Origin of the sequence: Amycolatopsis sp. NBC_01286, from assembly GCF_035982555.1 — a bacterium.
Classification (GTDB): Bacteria; Actinomycetota; Actinomycetes; order Mycobacteriales; family Pseudonocardiaceae; genus Amycolatopsis.
In genome coordinates this window covers 1490803-1508352 of record NZ_CP108428.1, presented here as the reverse complement: position 1 = coordinate 1508352, position 17550 = coordinate 1490803, and the positions used below count along the sequence as shown (strand labels likewise).

The 17550-nt window shown below is 72.8% G+C and carries 14 protein-coding genes; 11 read left to right on the top strand and 3 right to left on the bottom strand.

Features of this window, described 5'->3' with window-relative positions; all coding sequences use genetic code 11:
- Positions 1–567: 567 nt before the first annotated feature.
- Positions 568–1248, bottom strand: coding sequence for a M23 family metallopeptidase (locus OG570_RS07125; protein ID WP_326946087.1), 681 nt, complete (start codon positions 1246–1248; stop codon positions 568–570).
- Positions 1249–2907: 1659 nt separating this feature from the next.
- Between OG570_RS07125 and OG570_RS07120 the strand changes: the two genes are divergently transcribed.
- The 9 genes from OG570_RS07120 (at position 2908) to OG570_RS07080 (ending at position 12836) form a co-directional block, all read left to right on the top strand.
- Complete coding sequence (locus OG570_RS07120) at positions 2908–4605, top strand: hypothetical protein (protein ID WP_326956022.1); 1698 nt, start codon at positions 2908–2910, stop codon at positions 4603–4605.
- Complete coding sequence (locus tag OG570_RS07115) at positions 4602–4946, top strand: hypothetical protein (protein ID WP_326956021.1); 345 nt, start codon at positions 4602–4604, stop codon at positions 4944–4946. The genes OG570_RS07120 and OG570_RS07115 overlap by 4 nt, the downstream gene beginning before the upstream one ends.
- 119 nt (positions 4947–5065) lie before the next feature.
- Positions 5066–6235, top strand: a complete 1170-nt coding sequence (gene sucC, locus OG570_RS07110; protein ID WP_247060688.1) for an ADP-forming succinate--CoA ligase subunit beta — start codon at positions 5066–5068, stop codon at positions 6233–6235.
- 1 nt (position 6236) lies between these two features.
- The gene (gene sucD / locus OG570_RS07105; RefSeq protein WP_247060690.1) at positions 6237–7127 is read left to right on the top strand and encodes a succinate--CoA ligase subunit alpha; all 891 of its coding nucleotides are present in this window, start codon (positions 6237–6239) and stop codon (positions 7125–7127) included.
- Between the two features lie 207 nt (positions 7128–7334).
- Positions 7335–8117 carry a DUF5336 domain-containing protein gene (locus OG570_RS07100; RefSeq protein ID WP_326946090.1) on the top strand — a complete coding sequence of 261 codons (783 nt, stop codon included), beginning with the start codon at positions 7335–7337 and terminating at the stop codon, positions 8115–8117.
- Between the two features lie 146 nt (positions 8118–8263).
- Positions 8264–9769, top strand: a complete 1506-nt coding sequence (locus OG570_RS07095) for a cell division protein PerM (RefSeq protein ID WP_326956020.1) — start codon at positions 8264–8266, stop codon at positions 9767–9769.
- A 78-nt stretch (positions 9770–9847) separates the two neighbouring features.
- Positions 9848–10465 carry a phosphoribosylglycinamide formyltransferase gene (gene purN / locus OG570_RS07090; RefSeq protein ID WP_326959918.1) on the top strand — a complete coding sequence of 206 codons (618 nt, stop codon included), beginning with the start codon at positions 9848–9850 and terminating at the stop codon, positions 10463–10465.
- The gene (gene purH, locus OG570_RS07085; protein ID WP_326956019.1) at positions 10455–12017 is read left to right on the top strand and encodes a bifunctional phosphoribosylaminoimidazolecarboxamide formyltransferase/IMP cyclohydrolase; all 1563 of its coding nucleotides are present in this window, start codon (positions 10455–10457) and stop codon (positions 12015–12017) included. The genes purN and purH overlap by 11 nt, the downstream gene beginning before the upstream one ends.
- Before the next feature lie 27 nt (positions 12018–12044).
- The gene (locus tag OG570_RS07080) at positions 12045–12836 is read left to right on the top strand and encodes a hypothetical protein (RefSeq protein WP_326956018.1); all 792 of its coding nucleotides are present in this window, start codon (positions 12045–12047) and stop codon (positions 12834–12836) included.
- Positions 12837–12843: 7 nt separating this feature from the next.
- On the opposite strand, the gene OG570_RS07075 is transcribed toward OG570_RS07080, so the two are convergent.
- Positions 12844–13596 carry a hypothetical protein gene (locus tag OG570_RS07075; RefSeq protein WP_326956017.1) on the bottom strand — a complete coding sequence of 251 codons (753 nt, stop codon included), beginning with the start codon at positions 13594–13596 and terminating at the stop codon, positions 12844–12846.
- 46 nt (positions 13597–13642) lie between these two features.
- A complete protein-coding gene (locus tag OG570_RS07070; protein WP_326956016.1) occupies positions 13643–14131 on the bottom strand; it encodes a GNAT family N-acetyltransferase in 489 nt (162 codons plus the stop codon).
- 383 nt (positions 14132–14514) lie between these two features.
- Here OG570_RS07070 and OG570_RS07065 point away from each other — a divergent pair, with 383 nt between their 5' ends.
- Positions 14515–15216: a hypothetical protein gene (locus tag OG570_RS07065; protein ID WP_326956015.1), complete on the top strand. Its 702-nt coding sequence runs from the start codon at positions 14515–14517 to the stop codon at positions 15214–15216.
- Between the two features lie 787 nt (positions 15217–16003).
- Entirely contained in the window at positions 16004–17548 is a 1545-nt protein-coding gene (locus tag OG570_RS07060) for a DNA polymerase Y family protein (RefSeq protein WP_326959916.1), read from the top strand.
- The last annotated feature ends 2 nt before the right edge of the window (positions 17549–17550 follow it).

Sequence of the window (17550 nt, the reverse complement as noted above, 5' to 3'; positions counted from 1 at the left end):
AGCTCGGCGCGGACGGGCACTGTGTCACCTGCGGCCGGGGACACCGCTGGACGACCAGGGCCCGGAGAGCCGCGCGTGTCCGCTCCGCGAAGACCGAGCCGGCCTCGGTGGCGTGGGGCTGGCTGCCGGTGCGAAGACCGGCGGAGCTGTGCACGGTGTGGCAGGTCGCGGTGGGGTACTTCATCCGCCGTTTGCCAGGCGGTCACCGGTAGGTGGTTTCCGGCGCTGAGGAGCCGCTGGGCGGGCGCAGGGGTGCGATCGGTGGTCCGGACCACCCGCGAGGTCTTGAGGCGCTCTGTGGCGCTGGCGGTGTTCCGGCGTCGTGCGGTGCTCGAGCCGCCGGTCGAAGGGGCAGCGAGTCCTGTGGTCGGCGGCCGCGTCCAGAACCCGTGTCCGGAGCGGCGCTTCGAGCCTGCGGTGATTCCCGTGGCCGGTGGGCGTCTTCGGCCGTCGCCGGCGGCTCAGGGAGCCGCAGGCGGTTTCGACACCCCGGCCGCGCGGCTGCTGTGCAGCTCTCGCGCGGCCGTCATGAGTGGAGCGAACTGCAGATCAGGTGGATCAGGCGACTCAGACGACGATGCCGCGCGCGGCCAGCCAGGGCCGGGGGTCGATCTTCTTCGTGCCGTCCTGCCAGACCTCGAAGTGCAGGTGCGGGCCGGTGCTCTGGCCGCGGTTGCCGATCTCGGCGATCTGCTGGCCGCACTTGACCTTCTGGCCCTCCTTGACGGAGAAGCTGTTCATGTGGCCGTAGACCTGGATCGTGCCGTCGTCGAGCTGGACGCGCACCCAGAGGCCGAAGCCGCTGGCCGGGCCGGCGTCGATCACGGTGCCGTCGGAGGCGGCGTAGATCGGGGTGCCGATCGCGTTGGCGATGTCGATGCCGAGGTGGCTCGTGCCCCACCGGGCACCGAAGCCCGAGGTGAAGGTGCCGTGCGCCGGCAGGCAGGTCTTGGGCCGGGAAGCCTCTTCTGCGGCCTTCTTCGCGGCGTCGGCTTCGCGCTGCTCACGGGCCTGCGTGATCGAGGCGCTGTCGGCGAGCTTCGCGGCTTCGGCGGAAGCGTCGACGACGTGGCCGGTCGGCAGGAGCTCGGGAGCGCCCCCGGAACCCGCACCTCCGGCGGTGAACGAGGCGCTGGCGTCCTGGCTGCTGGCCAGCGGCGTGATCGCGGCGTCCGAGTCGGTGACTGTCTTGAGGGTCGAGCCCGCAGCAGCTGCAGCGAACGCACCGGCCGCGACAGCGGCAACCACGACACGGCCGCGGAGGGCCGAAGAGGGCGGAGCGATGCGGTGCGCACCCCGGACACGAACGACCGCACCTTCCAGTGCGTCCTTCAATGCCGGGGAAGGAGCTTGGCCGCCGGGGGAGCGGTGTGAAGCCAAGACAGGGCCTTCCATCGTCGGGGAGCCGGGCCTAGGACTGCGGGCGGGGGAACCCGGTGAGCCAACCTCGGGGGTGGTTTGCTCGGTGTCCTACTTCGTGACCTGACTGTAATGGGGACCGGGGGACAGTAACGAAGGGGCACCGCTGTAGGCAAGATCTGCCCCCCGCGTCGGCCGATCGGGTGGCGTCGATCTTGCGTCCACCTGTGGGAATTACGCAAAGTTAAAGGGGAGTTACTGCGTTCGGTGTGACTTGGCTTACAGGATCCCCGGTTGGTTGGAGACCTCCGAGGGTGCTCCGGGCCGCCGCCCGCCGGAATAAGGATTTGCGGACGGGCGTTGAACACCGCTCGACGACCGGAGCGCCCGCGACCCGTCCGAATCCGCCCGGACTTGCTAGGTTCGCGGGCAATGCCCCCACGCTCAGAGCCCCCAGCCGGGAGCGCCCCCTCCTCCCCGGGCACCCCGCAGAACCCGGCCCCCGAGGCCCCAAGTCCCACCGCCAAGCGGACGCCTCCCCAGCCGCGCCCAGACCAGCCGGCACCGGCCGAGGCAGCGAAGGACGCCCCAAAGCCCGCAGCGACGGACTCCACACCGGAGCCGCCAACGGTGGGCTTCCCCGCCACGGGACCGGCGCCGGACGCCACGGAGACGCCCGCACTCGGCTTCACGGCCACGAGCGAACCCGCCCAGGAGCCCGACCGCGCACAGCAGACCGCCGCCCACGGCGCGGCCGCACAGCGCCGTGACCCCGCAGCCGCACCGGCACCGGACCCTGCAGCGACTTCCACGCAGGGTTCCGCTGCCACGCGATTCTCTCGGTCGGCCGGCCTCGTATCGGCGCCGAATTCTGCGGCGACTTCGACGCGGGACCCTGCCGTTGCGGACCGATCCCCCCAACCGGCCAGCCCCGAATCGGCGCCGGACCCTGCGGCGACTTCCACACCGGCCTCCGCCGCCGTGCGCCGATCTCCTCAGTCGGCCGGCCCGGCGTCGGCGCCAGATTCTGTGGCGGCTTCGGCGCCGGACCCTGCCGCTGCGGGCCGATCCCCCCAATCGGCCGGCCTGGCATCGGCGCCGGACCCTGCGGAGACGTCCGCGCTGGGCTCCGCCGCTGTGCATCGATCTACCCAGCCGGCCGCCCCCACATCGGCGCCGGATTCTGCGGCGACTTCCGCGCTGGGCTCCGCCGCCGCGCGATCCCCTCAGCCAGCCGGCCCCGCATCGGCGCCGGACTCCACAGCGACGCCAGCACTCGGCTTCACAGCCCCGCGCGAATCCGCCGAGCCAACCGACGCTGCCGGCGACGCGGCGTCGGATTCCGGCGATTCCCCTGTGCCCGCGCGGACTTCCTCCGCCGCCGAATACCGGCGCAAGCCCTCAGCCGAGTCAGGTTCCACTGTGGCCACACCTTCACGCGCCCCCTCCGCCCGACGCCCCGGCAAGCCGGCCGAACCCCCGGAAGATCCCCCGATCACCCCCTGGGAAGACGACCTCAGCCCCACTCCGCAGCTCACCGTCGCCCTCGTGCTGGTCGCACTCGGCGCGGTCGCGCTGACCGTCGCGGCCTTCGTCCACGTCTCCCCGGCCGCCGGGCCCGGGTTCACCAGCTGGCCCTGGCTGGCCGTTCTCGCGCTCGGGCCCGTCGTGGCCGCCTTCCTCGTGCGTGGCAAGCCCGGGCTGGCCGCCGGCGTCGTGGTCGGGCTGGCCGCGCTCGCTCCCGGGCGGCTGGTGCTCGACCTGCAGTTCGCCGTCAACGGGCCGCTCACCATCCGGCCCGAGCTCTACCTGCCCGACCGGTTCGTGGGTGGCTCGGCCGTCGGGGGCGGGTTCTGGCTGCTCGTCGCCGGGGACGTCCTCACCGGGGTCGCCGGGGTGCTCGCCTGGCGGGCCGTGCGAGCCCGGGACGACGAGCCCGAACGGCGGCGGTGGCGGCTGCTCGTCCCGCTGCTCGCCGTCACGGCTTCCGTCGGGCTGCTGACCGCGCCTGTGTTGTCGGACAACGGTTTCCTGCTCGCCCGCTCCGCTTTCGAAGGGCCGTGGCCCGCGCTCGGCGGGTACCTCCTGCTCGCCGTCGCCCTGCCGTTCGCCGCGGTGCTGGCGCTGGCCGCGCCGTCCGAACACGTCGCCCGCGGGGCCCTGGGCGGGCTCGCCGCGGCCGCGTTCGGTGTCGCGGCGCCGCCCGTGGTGGCCGGTCTCGTCCGGGACGACCTGCACGTCACCTGGGGGCCGGTCCTCGTGCTCGTCGCGATGGCGGCCGTCGCCGGGCTCGCGGGCACCCGGCTGACCGAGACCTCGGAAGAAGACGCCGAGAACCTGGCCAGCGAGGCGAAACTGCCCGGCCTGTTCTGGTGGCGGCTGACGACCGGCCTCCTCGGCCTGGCCACGGCGCTGGCCGCCGTGATCGGCACCCTCGCGCCGCAGGTCGCCGTCACCGCGCTGAACCCGGCCGCCGCGACGCCCGTCAGCGCGGCCGCCGAAAGCCCGGCCCGGTGGTTCCTGCTCACCGCCGCGATCGTGGTGGCCGTGCTGAGCTTCGGCGTCCTGACACCGAAAACGGCGCCGGCCGCGCGGGCGCTGCTCGGGCTCGCCTGGGCGGGGATCGTCCTGGCCGGGACGGCCGTGCTGAACACCGCGCTCACCGCCACCCAGGCCGGCAACCTCGCCGGGTTCGGCGGGGCCGACCTGAACGGCGCTTCCGGCGCCACGCCCGCCTTCACCTACGACCTCGGGGCCGGCGCCGCGTGGACGTTCGCCGCGCTCGTGCTCGCCGTCTTGGCCGCGCTCGCCGCCGTCGGGACCGGCGTCGTCGAACGCGAGGACGCGGCGGACGGCAGCCGGGCCGACGGCGGTGTGCTGACTCCGGTCGTGGCCGGGGCCGTGCTGGCCGTCGCGGCGTTCGGGCTGCCCGTCTTCAGCGTGCCCGGCTACGTCGCGCCCGGGCTCTGGTCGGACTTCGACACGCCTTCGTGGGGGCTGCTGACGGCCGCCGCGGTGGTCGCCGGCGCGGCCGTGCTCGCCCTGCGGTCGCGGCCGAAACCGGCGGCAGCCCTGCTGGCCGGGGCCGCGCTGCTCGCCCTGCTGCACGCCGCGGAGCTGCCGCTCGTCGGCGGCTCGCTCGGCGGCGCGAGCCCGGCGACCGGGTTCTGGGTCGCGCTCGCCGCGGCCGTCGCGCTGCTGGCCGCGGCGGCCATGTCGGCCGCGGGTGCCCGGCGGGCGGCGTGAGCCGGGCGATGCCGCGGGTGCTCGTCGTCGAGCTCGGCGGGCCCGACCCGCGCGCCGTCGCGCTGGGCCGCGTCCTGCGCGACGAAGGCATGGAGGTCGTCCACGCCGGCCCCCTGGACACCACCGAGCAGGTCCTCCGCATCGCCGAGCAGGAGGACCCGGACGCGGTCGGCGTGCTCGGCGGCGAGCTGCGAGCGACGCTGAAAGACGTTCGCGTTTTCTACCTCGACGCGCCCGCGGACCCGGCGAGCGGCGTCTTCGAAACCCCCGAAGAAGCGGCGGAATGGTTGCGCGGTGGGCGGTCTCACACCTCGGGAACACCGTCTGACCGCGTACGGTGACCGACTTCACCAGGTGCGGAGTGCCCTGCGTTCGCGCAGGTCGCTAACCTCGACTGGTCCGACAGCGCGGTCCGGTAGTGCGGACCACCACAGTGGCGTGTCGTCAGGAGACTGGAGTAGTGGACCTCTACGAGTACCAGGCGAGGGATCTCTTCGCCGCCCACGGAGTACCGGTTCTGCCGGGCTCGGTGGCTAGCACCCCCGAAGAAGCCAAGGCCGCCGCGGAGCAGATCGGTAACCAGGTCGTCGTCAAGGCGCAGGTGAAGGTCGGCGGCCGCGGTAAGGCGGGCGGCGTCAAGCTGGCCCAGACGCCCGACGAGGCGAAGGAGAAGGCGGAAGCCATCCTCGGCCTCGACATCAAGGGCCACATCACGCGTCGCGTGCTGGTGGCCGAAGCCTCGGACATCTCGTCCGAGTACTACTTCTCCTTCCTGCTGGACCGGTCCAACCGGACCTTCCTGGCGATGGCGTCCTCCGAGGGCGGCATGGAGATCGAGCAGCTCGCCGTCGAGCGCCCCGAGGCGCTCGCCAAGATCCCGGTCGACTCGATCACCGGTGTCGACAAGGCGAAGGCCCTCGAGATCCTGAAGGCCGGCAACTTCCCGGCCGACATCATCGACGAGGCCGCCGACGTCGTCGTGAAGCTCTGGGAGACCTTCGTCTCCGAGGACGCCACCCTCGTCGAGGTCAACCCGCTGGTCCGCGACCCGCAGGACAAGATCATCGCCCTCGACGGCAAGGTCACCCTCGACGAGAACGCGGACTTCCGTCAGCCGGGCCACGAGGCACTGGTCGACAAGGACGCGGAGAACCCGCTCGAGGCGAAGGCCAAGGCCAAGAACCTCAACTACGTGAAGCTCGACGGCCAGGTCGGCATCATCGGCAACGGCGCGGGCCTCGTCATGTCCACTTTGGACGTCGTGGCGTACGCGGGCGAGAAGCACGGCGGCGTGAAGCCGGCGAACTTCCTCGACATCGGCGGCGGCGCGTCGGCCGAGGTCATGGCGGCCGGGCTGGACGTCATCCTCAACGACACCGACGTGAAGAGCGTCTTCGTCAACGTCTTCGGCGGCATCACCGCCTGCGACGCGGTGGCGAACGGCATCGTCGAGGCGCTGAAGATCCTGGGTGACGAGGCTTCCAAGCCGCTCGTCGTCCGGCTGGACGGCAACAACGTCGTCGAGGGTCGCCAGATCCTGGCCGACGCGAACCACCCGCTGGTCACCGTGGTGGACACAATGGACAACGCGGCCGACAAGGCTGCCGAGCTCGCCGCGGCAGGTGCGTGAGATGTCGATCTTCATCAACGAGAACAGCAAGGTCATCGTCCAGGGGCTCACCGGCTCCGAGGGCATGAAGCACGCCACCAAGATGCTGAAGTCCGGCACGGACATCGTGGGCGGCGTCAACGCCCGCAAGGCCGGCCAGACCGTCACCATCGAGGGCAAGGACCTCAAGGTCTTCGGCACGGTCGAAGAGGCCATCAAGGAGACCGGCGCCGACGTGTCGGTCATCTTCGTGCCGCCGAAGTTCGCGAAGGACGCGGTCGTCGAGGCGATCGACGCCGAGATCCCGCTGGCCGTCGTCATCACCGAGGGCATCCCGGTGCACGACTCGGCCTACTTCTGGGCGCACGCGGTGGCGAAGGGCAACACGACCCGGATCATCGGGCCGAACTGCCCCGGCGTGATCAGCCCCGGCAAGTCGAACGCCGGCATCATCCCGGCCGACATCTCGGGCCCGGGCCAGATCGGCCTCGTGTCGAAGTCCGGCACGCTGACCTACCAGATGATGTACGAGCTGCGGGACATCGGCTTCTCCACCGCGGTCGGCATCGGCGGTGACCCCATCATCGGCACCACCCACATCGACGCCCTCGAGGCGTTCGAGGCGGACCCCGAGACCAAGGTCATCGTGATGATCGGCGAGATCGGTGGCGACGCCGAAGAGCGCGCCGCGGCCTACATCAAGGACAACGTGACGAAGCCGGTCGTCGGTTACGTCGCGGGCTTCACCGCGCCCGAGGGCAAGACGATGGGCCACGCGGGCGCCATCGTCTCCGGCTCCTCCGGCACGGCCGCCGCCAAGAAGGAGGCCCTCGAGGCCGCCGGCGTCAAGGTCGGGAAGACCCCGAGCGAGACCGCCGTCCTGGCGCGTGAGCTGTACAACAACCTCGGCTGATACCGAGGAGTAACTCCTGGTGAGGCCGGGCACCCACAGGGTGCCCGGCCTTTCCTGGTTTCAAGACGAAACCTCCTGAGGTATTCACGCGTCTGATGGGCTGGTGGCCTGCGAGTGCGCTAGCGTTCTGCGCACACAAGCCGCCTCGTCTTTCCCGGGCGCCCTCGTGCCCCGGAGTGCCGGTCGAACCGACAGGAGTGCATCCCGATGACCTTCCCCAGCGGTGGGCCTGGCTACCCCCAGCAGGGTGGCGGCCAGCAGCCCCCCGGACCCCCGCCCCCCGGTGGCTTCCAGCAGCAACAGCACCAGCCGCAGCACTCGCACCAGGCGCCGTCGGGCCTCGCGGGCCTGCCGCAGAACCTGCCGCTGCTGCTCGCGCTCATCGTCGCGGTCCTCGGCCTCGTCCAGTACTTCCTGGGCTTCTCCGACAACGCCGACCTCGGGCTCGGCACGACGTTCCTGCTGGCCGGCGGCCTGCTCGCCGCGATGCACGCCCTGCCGAAGGGCCCGCGGACCCTGCCGTTCGCCGCGTTGTTCAGCGTCCTCGGCACCCTCGAGGTCCTGGACACGCTGGTCTCACTGCAGAACACGCCGGGCCTCGTCATCGTCGTCCTGATCCTGGCGATCCTGCAGATGGTCGGCGCGGTCGGCGCGCTGCTCATCGAGCACGACGTGCTCAAGCCGCCGGCGCCGAAGCCCGCCGCGCCGTCCTACGGCGGCCAGTACGGCCAGCCGGGCGGACAGCAGTTCAACCAGGGCGGCCCCCAGGGCGGGCCCCAGTACGGCCAGCAGCAGCCGGGTCCGGCCGGTTCGACGGGGGAGCCCTCGGCGCCGTTCGCGCAGCCGGGCCAGTACGGCTCGCCGAACCCGCCGTCCACCAACCCGCCGCCGCAGGCCACGACGTACGCCCCGATGCAGGGCCAGTTCTTCCAGCAGCCGCCGTCCGACAACCCGGGCACGCCGCCCGGGGGATTCGGCAAGTCGAGCTGACGCCGACCGCGTGAAACACCCGCTGTGACGCACCGTGTCACAGCGGGTGTTTTGCACTCAGGGGGTTACCCGACCGGGTGGGTTAGCTTCGCCACGCAGGTCGGAGGCGGCGTGGCTCACCCGTACGGACCAGCCCGGATGTCAAGGTGCGGATCATGGACCTGCTCACCCGCGACCCCCGCGAAGAGCCGGTGAGCGACTTCGAAGCCGACGTCGACCCCACCGGCGCGGCGCGGGTGCGGGTGTTGCTCGCGGCCGCGCTGGGCCCGCTGGTCACCGGCTACGCCGTCGTCGCCACTGTGCTGACCCTCGTCACGCTCACCGCCGAACGCACCGTCTTCTCGGGTTTCGGCGTGCTGCTGGCCGCGGCGCCCGGCTGGCTCGCCGCGCACCAGGTGCGCCTCGGCATCGGCGGGCACCCGCTCGGCCTGCTGCCGCTGCTGCCGACCCTCGGGGCGGTCGCGCTGGCCGCGCGGACGGCGTCCGGCGCCACCCAGCGGCTGGGCTGCCGCTCGCCGCGTGCGGCGCTGCCGGTGTTCGTCACGGTCACCGCGGCGCACGCGGTGTTCGGGCTCGTCATCGCGCTCTGCGCGCAGGGCTCGCCGGTGACGGCGAACCCGCTGGTCGCCTGCGCCGTGCCCGGGCTGCTCGCCGCCGTGGCCTCGGCCGTGGGCATCACCGCGGCCTGCGGGCTGCCGGACTTCGTCGCCGACCGCGTCGACCCGATGGCGCTGCGCGGGATCCGGGCCGGCGCCATGGGCCTCGCGGTGCTGCTGGCCTGCGGGGCCGCGGTCTTCACCGTCGCGACCGCGGCGTCCTGGTCGACCGTGGCCGACATGTACGAGCCCGGGCTCGGCAACAGCTTCGGGCTCTTCCTGCTTTCCGTGCTGTACCTGCCGAACGCCGTGACGGCGGCGCTGTCGTTCGTCACCGGCCCAGGGTTCTCGATCGGCGGCCTGAACGTCGGGATGTTCGGCTACCACGGCGGCGCCGTGCCCGGCGTCCCGATCCTCGGCGGGCTGCCCGAGCACTCGAGCACCTGGTGGCCGGCCCTGCTGGTGCTGCCGGCCGCGACCGGCGTGCTGGTCGGCTGGTCGCTGCGCAAGGTCGACGCCGACCCGGCCCAGCGCATCCGCACGGTCGCGGTCGCCGGCGCGGTGGTCGCGCTCGGCTGCGTCCTGCTGGGCACGCTGTCCGGCGGCCGGCTCGGCGACGGCCCGTTCGACCCGGTGAACGTGCCGGTCGGGGTCGCCTCGGTGGTCGCGTTCTGCTGGATCGTCATCCCGGGCGCGTTCACGGCGTTCTTCGCGGGCGAGCACGAGCCGCCCGCGCCGCCGGAGGCCCTCGAAGACAACGAAGCCTTTGAGGACACCGAAGACGTCGACGCCGACGAAGCAGCCGAAGCGCTAGAAGACTTCGAAGAGTCCGAAGAGGACGAAGAGCCCTTCGGCGAGGAAGAGCCCGACGAGGACACGGAGTTCGACGCCGAGGCGGACGCCGAACTCGGCCTCGAAGACCCGGCACTTTCACGTGAAAGTGACGCCTTCGAGGACCCGGCACTTTCACGTGAAAGTGCCGCCGAGCCCGACGAGGCCGTGACCGGAGGCACCGAGACCTGCGGCGACGTCGAGCCGGGCGAGGCCGACCGTTAGGGTTGACGCGACCTGGTGAAGCGCCGTGCGCCCTGGCTGCGCACCGCCGGCGGCAAGGAGCCTGCTCTGTCTCAACGGTTGGAGCTGCCCACTCCGGTGAAGCTCGTCGTGCTCGCGTCGGGCTCCGGCACCCTCCTGCAGGCGCTGCTGGACGCCGCCGGGCGGTCGGGTTTCCCGGCCAAGGTCGTCGCCGTCGGCGCCGACCGCACCGGCATCGAGGCGCTGGCCCGCGCCGAACGCCTGAGCATCCCGTCGTTCACGGTCCGCGTCGCCGACCACCCCGACCGCGCCGCCTGGGACAAGGCGCTGGCCGAGGCCGTCGCCGCCTACCAGCCCGACCTGGTCGTCTCGGCCGGGTTCATGAAGATCCTCGGCGAGGAGTTCCTCGGCCGGTTCACGGTGCTCAACACGCACCCGGCGCTGCTCCCGTCGTTCCCCGGGATGCACGCGGTCCGCGACGCGCTCGCGGCCGGCGTGAACGTCACCGGCTCGACCGTGCACTTCGCGGACGCCGGCGTCGACACCGGGCCGATCATCGCCCAGGAGGCGGTCGTCGTGGAGAACGACGACGACGAAGACGTCCTGCACGAACGGATCAAGGCCGTCGAGCGCAGGCTGCTGGTGGAAACGATCGAGCGACTCGGCCGCGGTGGCTGCACCGTGGACGGACGAAAGGTGACATTTCGTGAGCACTGACCTGGGACGGCGGCCGGTCCGCCGGGCGCTGATCGGCGTCTCGGACAAGGCCGGCCTCCTGGACCTCGCGGCCGGCCTGCACGCGGCCGGCGTCGAGATCGTGTCCACCGGCGGCACGGCGAAGGCCATCGCCGACGCGGGTGTCCCGGTCACGCCGGTCGAGCAGGTCACCGGGTTCCCGGAGTCGCTCGACGGCCGCGTCAAGACGCTGCACCCGAACGTGCACGCCGGGCTGCTCGCCGACCAGGGCAACGCCGACCACGTCGCGCAGCTGGAAAAGCTCGGGATCGCGGCGTTCGACCTGCTGGTCGTGAACCTGTACCCGTTCACCCAGACCGTCGCGTCCGGCGCGAGCCCCGAGGACTGCGTCGAGAACATCGACATCGGCGGCCCGGCGATGGTCCGCGCGGCGGCGAAGAACCACGGCAGCGTCGCGGTCGTCGTCGACCCGGCCCGCTACGGCTGGGTGCTCGAGCGCGTCGCCGACGGCGGTTTCGACTTCGGCGACCGCAAGCGGCTCGCGGCCCAGGCGTACGCGCACACGGCCGCCTACGACACGGCCGTCGCGTCGTGGTTCGCCAACGTCTACGCGCCAGCGGACGACTCCGGCTTCCCGGACTTCACCGGCGCCACCTGGGAACGCGCCGACGTCCTGCGCTACGGCGAGAACCCGCACCAGCGGGCCGCGCTGTACACGAGCCAGGCCCCGGGCCTGGCCCACGCCGAGCAGCTGCACGGCAAGGCCATGTCCTACAACAACTTCGTCGACACCGACGCCGCGCGCCGCGCCGCGTTCGACTTCGCCGAGCCGGCTGTCGCGATCATCAAGCACGCCAACCCGTGCGGCATCGCGGTCGGCACCGACATCGCCGAGGCGCACCGCAAGGCGCACGCGTGCGACCCGGTTTCGGCCTACGGCGGCGTCATCGCGACGAACCGGCCGGTCAGCCGCGAGGCCGCCGAGCAGATCGCCGAGGTCTTCACCGAGGTCGTGCTCGCGCCGGACTTCGACGCCGAAGCGCTGGAGATCCTGCAGCGCAAGAAGAACATCCGGCTGCTCAAGCTGCCGGCGATCGACCGGCCGTCGCCGATCGAGTTCCGCCCGATCTCCGGCGGCGTCCTGGTGCAGACCGTCGACGCGATCGACGCGCCGGGCGACGACCCGGCGTCGTGGACGCTGGCCACCGGCACGGCGGCCGACGAGCAGACCCTGCGCGACCTCGAGTTCGCGTGGCGTTCGCTGCGCGCGGTGAAGTCGAACGCGATCCTGCTGGCCGCCGACGGCGCGACCGTCGGCGTCGGCATGGGCCAGGTCAACCGCGTCGACTCGTCGCGGCTGGCCGTCTCGCGCGCGGGTGACCGGGCCAAGGGCTCGGTCGGCGCGTCGGACGCGTTCTTCCCGTTCCCGGACGGCCTGGAAGTGCTGGTCGAGGCGGGCGTCCGGGCGATCGTGCAGCCCGGTGGCTCGGTCCGCGACCCCGAGGTGATCGCGGCCGCGGAGAAGGCGGGCGTCACGATGTACCTGACGGGGACGCGCCACTTCGCGCACTGACCCGCGGGCTTCGAGAGGGAGGGCTCGATGCAGCAACCACCGCAGTACGGTCAAGGTCAGCAAGGTCAGCAAGGGCCGCAGGGGTACCCGGGCTACGGGCAGCAGCCCGGGTACCCGCCCCAGCAACCCGGTCACCCGCCGCAGCAGGGCTACCCGCCGCCGGGGTATCCGCCGCCCGGGTACGGCGGTCCGCTGCCGCCGCACCAGCCGCCCAAGAAAAAGAAGACCGGGCTGATCCTCGGCATCGTCGGCGGCGTCGTGGTGCTGCTCGGCGCCGGCATCCCGCTCGGCATCTTCGCGAGTGACTACTACGCGAGCACCGGCGCGGATCCGGTGTCGTCACCGGCGCCCGCCGAATGCCAGGTGCCGCCGCAGGTGCTGGCGAAGGCCGGGTTCCCGAGCTTCGTGAGCGGCAACCCCGGCGCCGCCGCGACGGTGCCGGGCCTGAAGCAGATCGGCTGCGGCTTCAAGCCGGGTCCTGAGGAGAACGTCCGCGACGCGACGCTGAACGTCCGGGTCGTCGAGTACTCCGGCGAGGGCGCGCTGCAGCAGGCGAAGAACAACTTCATGCCGGCGAAGCCGGAAAACCCGCCGATCGAGGTGCGCGGTCTGGGCGACAAGGCGGCGCTGGTCCGCCTGATCACCCAGAGCGCGTTCAGCGGCGCCGAACTGCACGTGCTGAAGGGCACGAACGTCGTCACAGTCGAGGTTTCCGGCTGGGACAAGGGTTTCTTCTCGAACTCGCCGATTCCCCAGCAGGAAGCCGACGACGCGGTGAAGGCCGTCGGCGCCGAAGTCGTCAAGAAGCTGCCGCGCTAGGAGCGGCTCACGCTGGTGCCGGCAGCGCCTTGCAGAGCGCCGCCGGGAACTTCGGGTCGGCCGCCCGGATCTCCGCGCAGCCCGCGGACTTCGCCTGCGCGAACGCCGTCCAGCCGGCGTCGCTCCAGCGGAAGGCCGTGCGCGACGGCGGTTCGGTCTGGTGCAGCAGCAGGTCGATGACCAGCCAGTTCGAGTCGCAGGCGCGGGTGGCGCCGCTGCTCTCGGCGCCCGTCGCGGACACCGCCGCGCCGATCCACGCCGGGTCGCAGTGGTCGGCGGGCGGGGCGCAGGTGCCCTGCGGGGCGCAGTGACCCCAGCCGGCGCCGAGCTTGTGCCAGGCGTTGCCGTTGTCGGCGTTGAGGATCACCGTGCGGTCCGCGACCGGCCCGGTCGTGGCCAGCCGCAGCTCGGCGGGCACCTTGTCCTCGCAGCCGCCCGCCGCGGGCCGCGTCGAGTAGACGACGTCGGCGCGGATGTCGGTCTTGGCCTCGGTGACCTGCTCGATCCGCGGCTCCCGGACGCAGTCGGGGTCCGGGCCGGGCAGCGCGACCTGGACGAACAGGCTGAACGGGTCGGGACCGGGGCGGATACCGGTGACGTCGGCGCGGAACGAGCGCCACTCCGGGCCGATGGTCGTCGGCCCGGGGGCCGCGGCCTTCGCGCCGGGCAGGCCGCTGCCGCCGGACGCGAGCACGACGGCCAGCACCGCGCCCGCCACGACCAGCACCCCGGCCGCCCACAGGATCGGTCTCTTCGTCATCGCCACCCCCGGAAGTCCACCCGGGAATCTAGCCGACCCCGCAGCGTCAGGCGGGCGGACCGGGCTTTTCGCGCTCTGTGACGTCCTTTTCGAGATGAACGGCGCCCGGGATGTGACCCGGTGCGTCCGGGACGTCGGTGAGCCGGTAGCCGGCCCGCTCGTACAGCCGGATGTTCCGGACGCTGCGAGCCCCGGTGAACAGGACGAACGTGCGCGCCTCCGCGGGCGCGCAAGCCTCGGCGTGTTCGAGCAGCCGCCGGCCCAGCCCGCGGCCGGCGAGGTCGGGGGCGACCATCAGCCGGCCGAGCTCCCAGTGGTCGCCGTCGAGCCGGGCGCGGACGGCGCCGACCAGGCGGTGGCCGTCCCGCAGCGTCCACACCGACCACTTCTTCGTCCAGTCGCGCAGGTCTTCGAGGGTCTCGTGCAGCGCGGGGATGTCGAGGGTGCCGTTGAGGATCGCCTCCTGGACCCAGCAGCAGCGCTGCAGGACCAGCAGTTCGGGGCAGTCGTCGGGCCGGGCGTCGGTGATGTCCACGGCGGTCTGTTTAGTGACGCGGCCGGGACGCGGGCAACTTCATTACGGCGGCGGGGTGACTTCCGGCTCGTCTCCGGCGTGGCTCGCGCTCGCACTGCGGGCCTGGGCGTTGGCGGCGTCGCTGAGCACGGCCACGCACGCCGGCTTCCGTTCCTCTGGCTTCGCCTGCCGCTGCTCTTCCTGGGCGCCGTTGCGTGGCTGGCGTTACCCACCTGTGGGTGACTTGACAGGGGTGGGCGTTCGCGGTTGACTGAATGTGTCGAACAGGTGTTCGACGCAGGTAATGGATCCGCCGCCTTCCCCGCGGCGTGCCAGGGCCGCCGGTCGTGTTTTGGGAGAGGCGCGGCCGTCGTCGCTGGCCCGTTGGTGGGGAGGTGCGTGCGGTGACCGCTGTGGTGGAGCCGCCGGTGGCCTGGCTGGCGGCCCTGCCCGGGGTCAGCACGGCGAGCCGGGTCGCGGCCCAGGCCGGCCAGGCGCGGGCGACGGGAAGGGTGCTCCCGGTCGTCCCGGCGCTGGCCGGGTTGCTGCCCGACGTCGGCCTCCGGCGCGGAACCACCGTGGCGGTCCACGGGGCGAGTTCACTGCTCCTCGCCCTGCTGGCCGAAGCCACCGCCGCCGGCTCATGGGCGGCGGTGGTCGGCCTGCCATCGCTGGGCCTCGCGGCGGCGGCCGAGTACGGCGTGGACCTGGGCCGGGTGGCGCTGGTCCCGCGGCCGGGCCCGGAGCTGCCGGCGGTGGTCGCAGCGTTGCTCGACGGAGTCGATCTGGTGGCAACATCGACGTCGACGATCCAGCCGGCCGTGGCGCGCCGGCTGTCGGCACGTGCCCGCCACCGCGGCGCGGTCCTGCTGCCGTTCGGCGCGTGGCCGGCCGCGGACATCGAGCTGTCATGCCGCCTGGACACCTGGTCAGGCCTGGACGACGGCTACGGCCACCTCCGCCACCGCCGGGCCGTGGTCCGGGCAAGAGGCCGAGGCGCGGCGGCCCGCCCACTCTCGACGCACGTCGACCTCCCCACCGCCACGGGCTCCATCGCCACCTCCCGCCTGGGCACGGTCACCTCGCTACGCGAGGAAACAGCATGACCCAGCCCAAAGCAGACACCCGACTCGTGCGCCCCACCACGCGCCGCCCACCCGCCCACACGTGTCGACTCCCCAATCACGCGAGTCGCCCCTTCAATCACGCAAGTCGACTCTCCAATCACGCAAGTCGACTCCCCAATCACGCGAGCCGACCGTTCGGGTACGCGACCCGACCGCCTGGGTGCGCGGGCCGACCGCTCACGTGCGCGGCCCGACTGCCTGGGTGCGTGGGCCGACCGTCCGGGTACGCGACCCGACCGCTTGGGTACGTGGGCCGACCGCTCACGTGCGCGGCCCGACTGCCCGAGTACGCGAGCCCACTGCCCGGTTGCGCGACCCGACCGCTTGGGCGCGCGGGCCGACCGTCCGGGTACGCGACCCGACCGTCTGGGTACGTGGGCCGACCGCTTGGGCGCGTGGCCCGACTGCCTGAGTACTCGACCCGACCATCTGGGTACCTGGGCCGACTGCCCGGCTGTGTGAGCCGACTGTCCAGGTACGCGAGCTGGCTGCCTGGGTGCGCGAGCCGATTGTCCGCGTGCGTGGGCCGGCTGTCTGGGTACGCGTGTCGTCTCGTCGATCACGCGTGTCGACCTTTCAATCACGCGCGTCGTCCCTTCAATCACGTGTGTCGGCCCGCTGATCACGCGGTACCCGATGTCGCCGGCGGTCTTGCCCGGATGCCGAAGGCCGTCGTCCGGGCGTTCCGGGGCGGCGTCGGCGGCCGGCTGAGGGAGGTCGCGTGACCGTCCCCAGCCAGCGCAGCTCTTCCGACCTCCCGACCCGGATGCTGGTCCTGTGGTGCCCGGACTGGCCTGCCGTCGCCGCGGCGGCTGTGGGTGGTGTTGCCGTTACGCGGCCTGCTGCCGTCTTCTCCGCCAACCGGGTTGTCGCCTGTACCGCCGTCGCGCGGCGGGATGGGGTGCGGCGGGGGATGCGGCGGCGGGAGGCTCAGTCGCGGTGTCCCGACCTGGCCGTCTTCGCGAGCGATGACGGGCGGGATGCCCGGCTGTTCGAGGCCGTCGCGCGGGCTGTCGAGGCGCTTGTCGTCGGGGTCGAGGTGGTGCGTCCCGGGCTCGTGGCCGTGCCGGTCGCGGGGGCCGCGGGGTACTTCGGGGGTGAACACGCGCTCGTCGAACGGCTTGTCGACGAGGTGTCCGCCGCCGCCGGTGTGGAGTGTCAGGTCGGCGTCGCCGAGGGGCTTTTCGCCGCGACGCTCGCCGCGCGGCACGGCGAGTTCGTCGAACCCGGGCGCGTGGCCGAGTTTCTCGCGCCGCTGCCGATCACCGAGCTTGACGACCGCCTCGAACTCGTCGATCTGTTGCGCCGGCTCGGGTTGCGGACGCTCGGGGCGTTCGCGGCCTTGCCGGAGCGTGACGTCGTCAACCGGTTCGGCGCCGACGGGATGCTCGCCCACCGGCTGGCCCGGGGCCGCTCGGAACGTCCGCCGCTGCGGCGACGTCCACCGCCCGAGCTGACGCTCACCGAGGAGTTCGACCCCGTCATCGAGCGGGTGGACGTCGCGGCGTTCCTCGCGAAGGGCCTCGCGACGCGGTTCTGCGCCGGGCTGGCGGCCCACGGGCTCGCCTGCACCCGGCTCGGCATCCACGCGGTCACCGAAGACGGCGAGCAGCTCGGCCGGGTGTGGCGCTGCGCGGAACCGCTGACGCCCGCCGGGGTCGCCGATCGCGTGCGCTGGCAGTTCGAAGGCTGGCTGCGGCCCGGGCACCGGCCGAAGTCCGGCGTGGTGCGGCTGCGGCTGGAACCCGAGGAGACCGTCGAGGGGCGGTCGCTGCAGCTCGAGCTGGGCGGCGAAGGCGGCCCGGCGGAGGCCGACGAACGCGCGGCGCGGGCGTTCGTGCGGGTCCAGGGCCTGCTTGGACCCGAAGGTGTGCTCACCCCGCTGCTCGACGGCGGCCGCGACCCGGCGGCCCGGCTCCGGCTCGTGCCGTGGGGCGACCCGCGCGAGCGGACGACCCCGGCCGGCGCCACCTGGCCGGGACGCCTCCCCGCGCCCTCCCCGGCGACCGTCCTCGACCGGCCGGTGCCCGCCCAGGTCTTCGACGCCGAAGGCCGCGCCGTCGGGATCACCGCGCGCGAGTGGGTCACCGCGCCGCCGCGGCGGCTGAGCGTCGCCGGCGGGGCACCGCGGGACGTCGTGGGCTGGGCCGGCCCGTGGCCGCTCGCGGGCGACCGACGGCGGCCGGGTCCGCAGCGGGCGCGGCTCCAGCTGCTGCTCGCGGCCGGACCGGATGAGCCACCCGAAGCGGTGCTGGTGCACTGCGCGGGCACTGAGAATCCTTTATGGACGGTTGAGGGAGTGTACGACTGAGC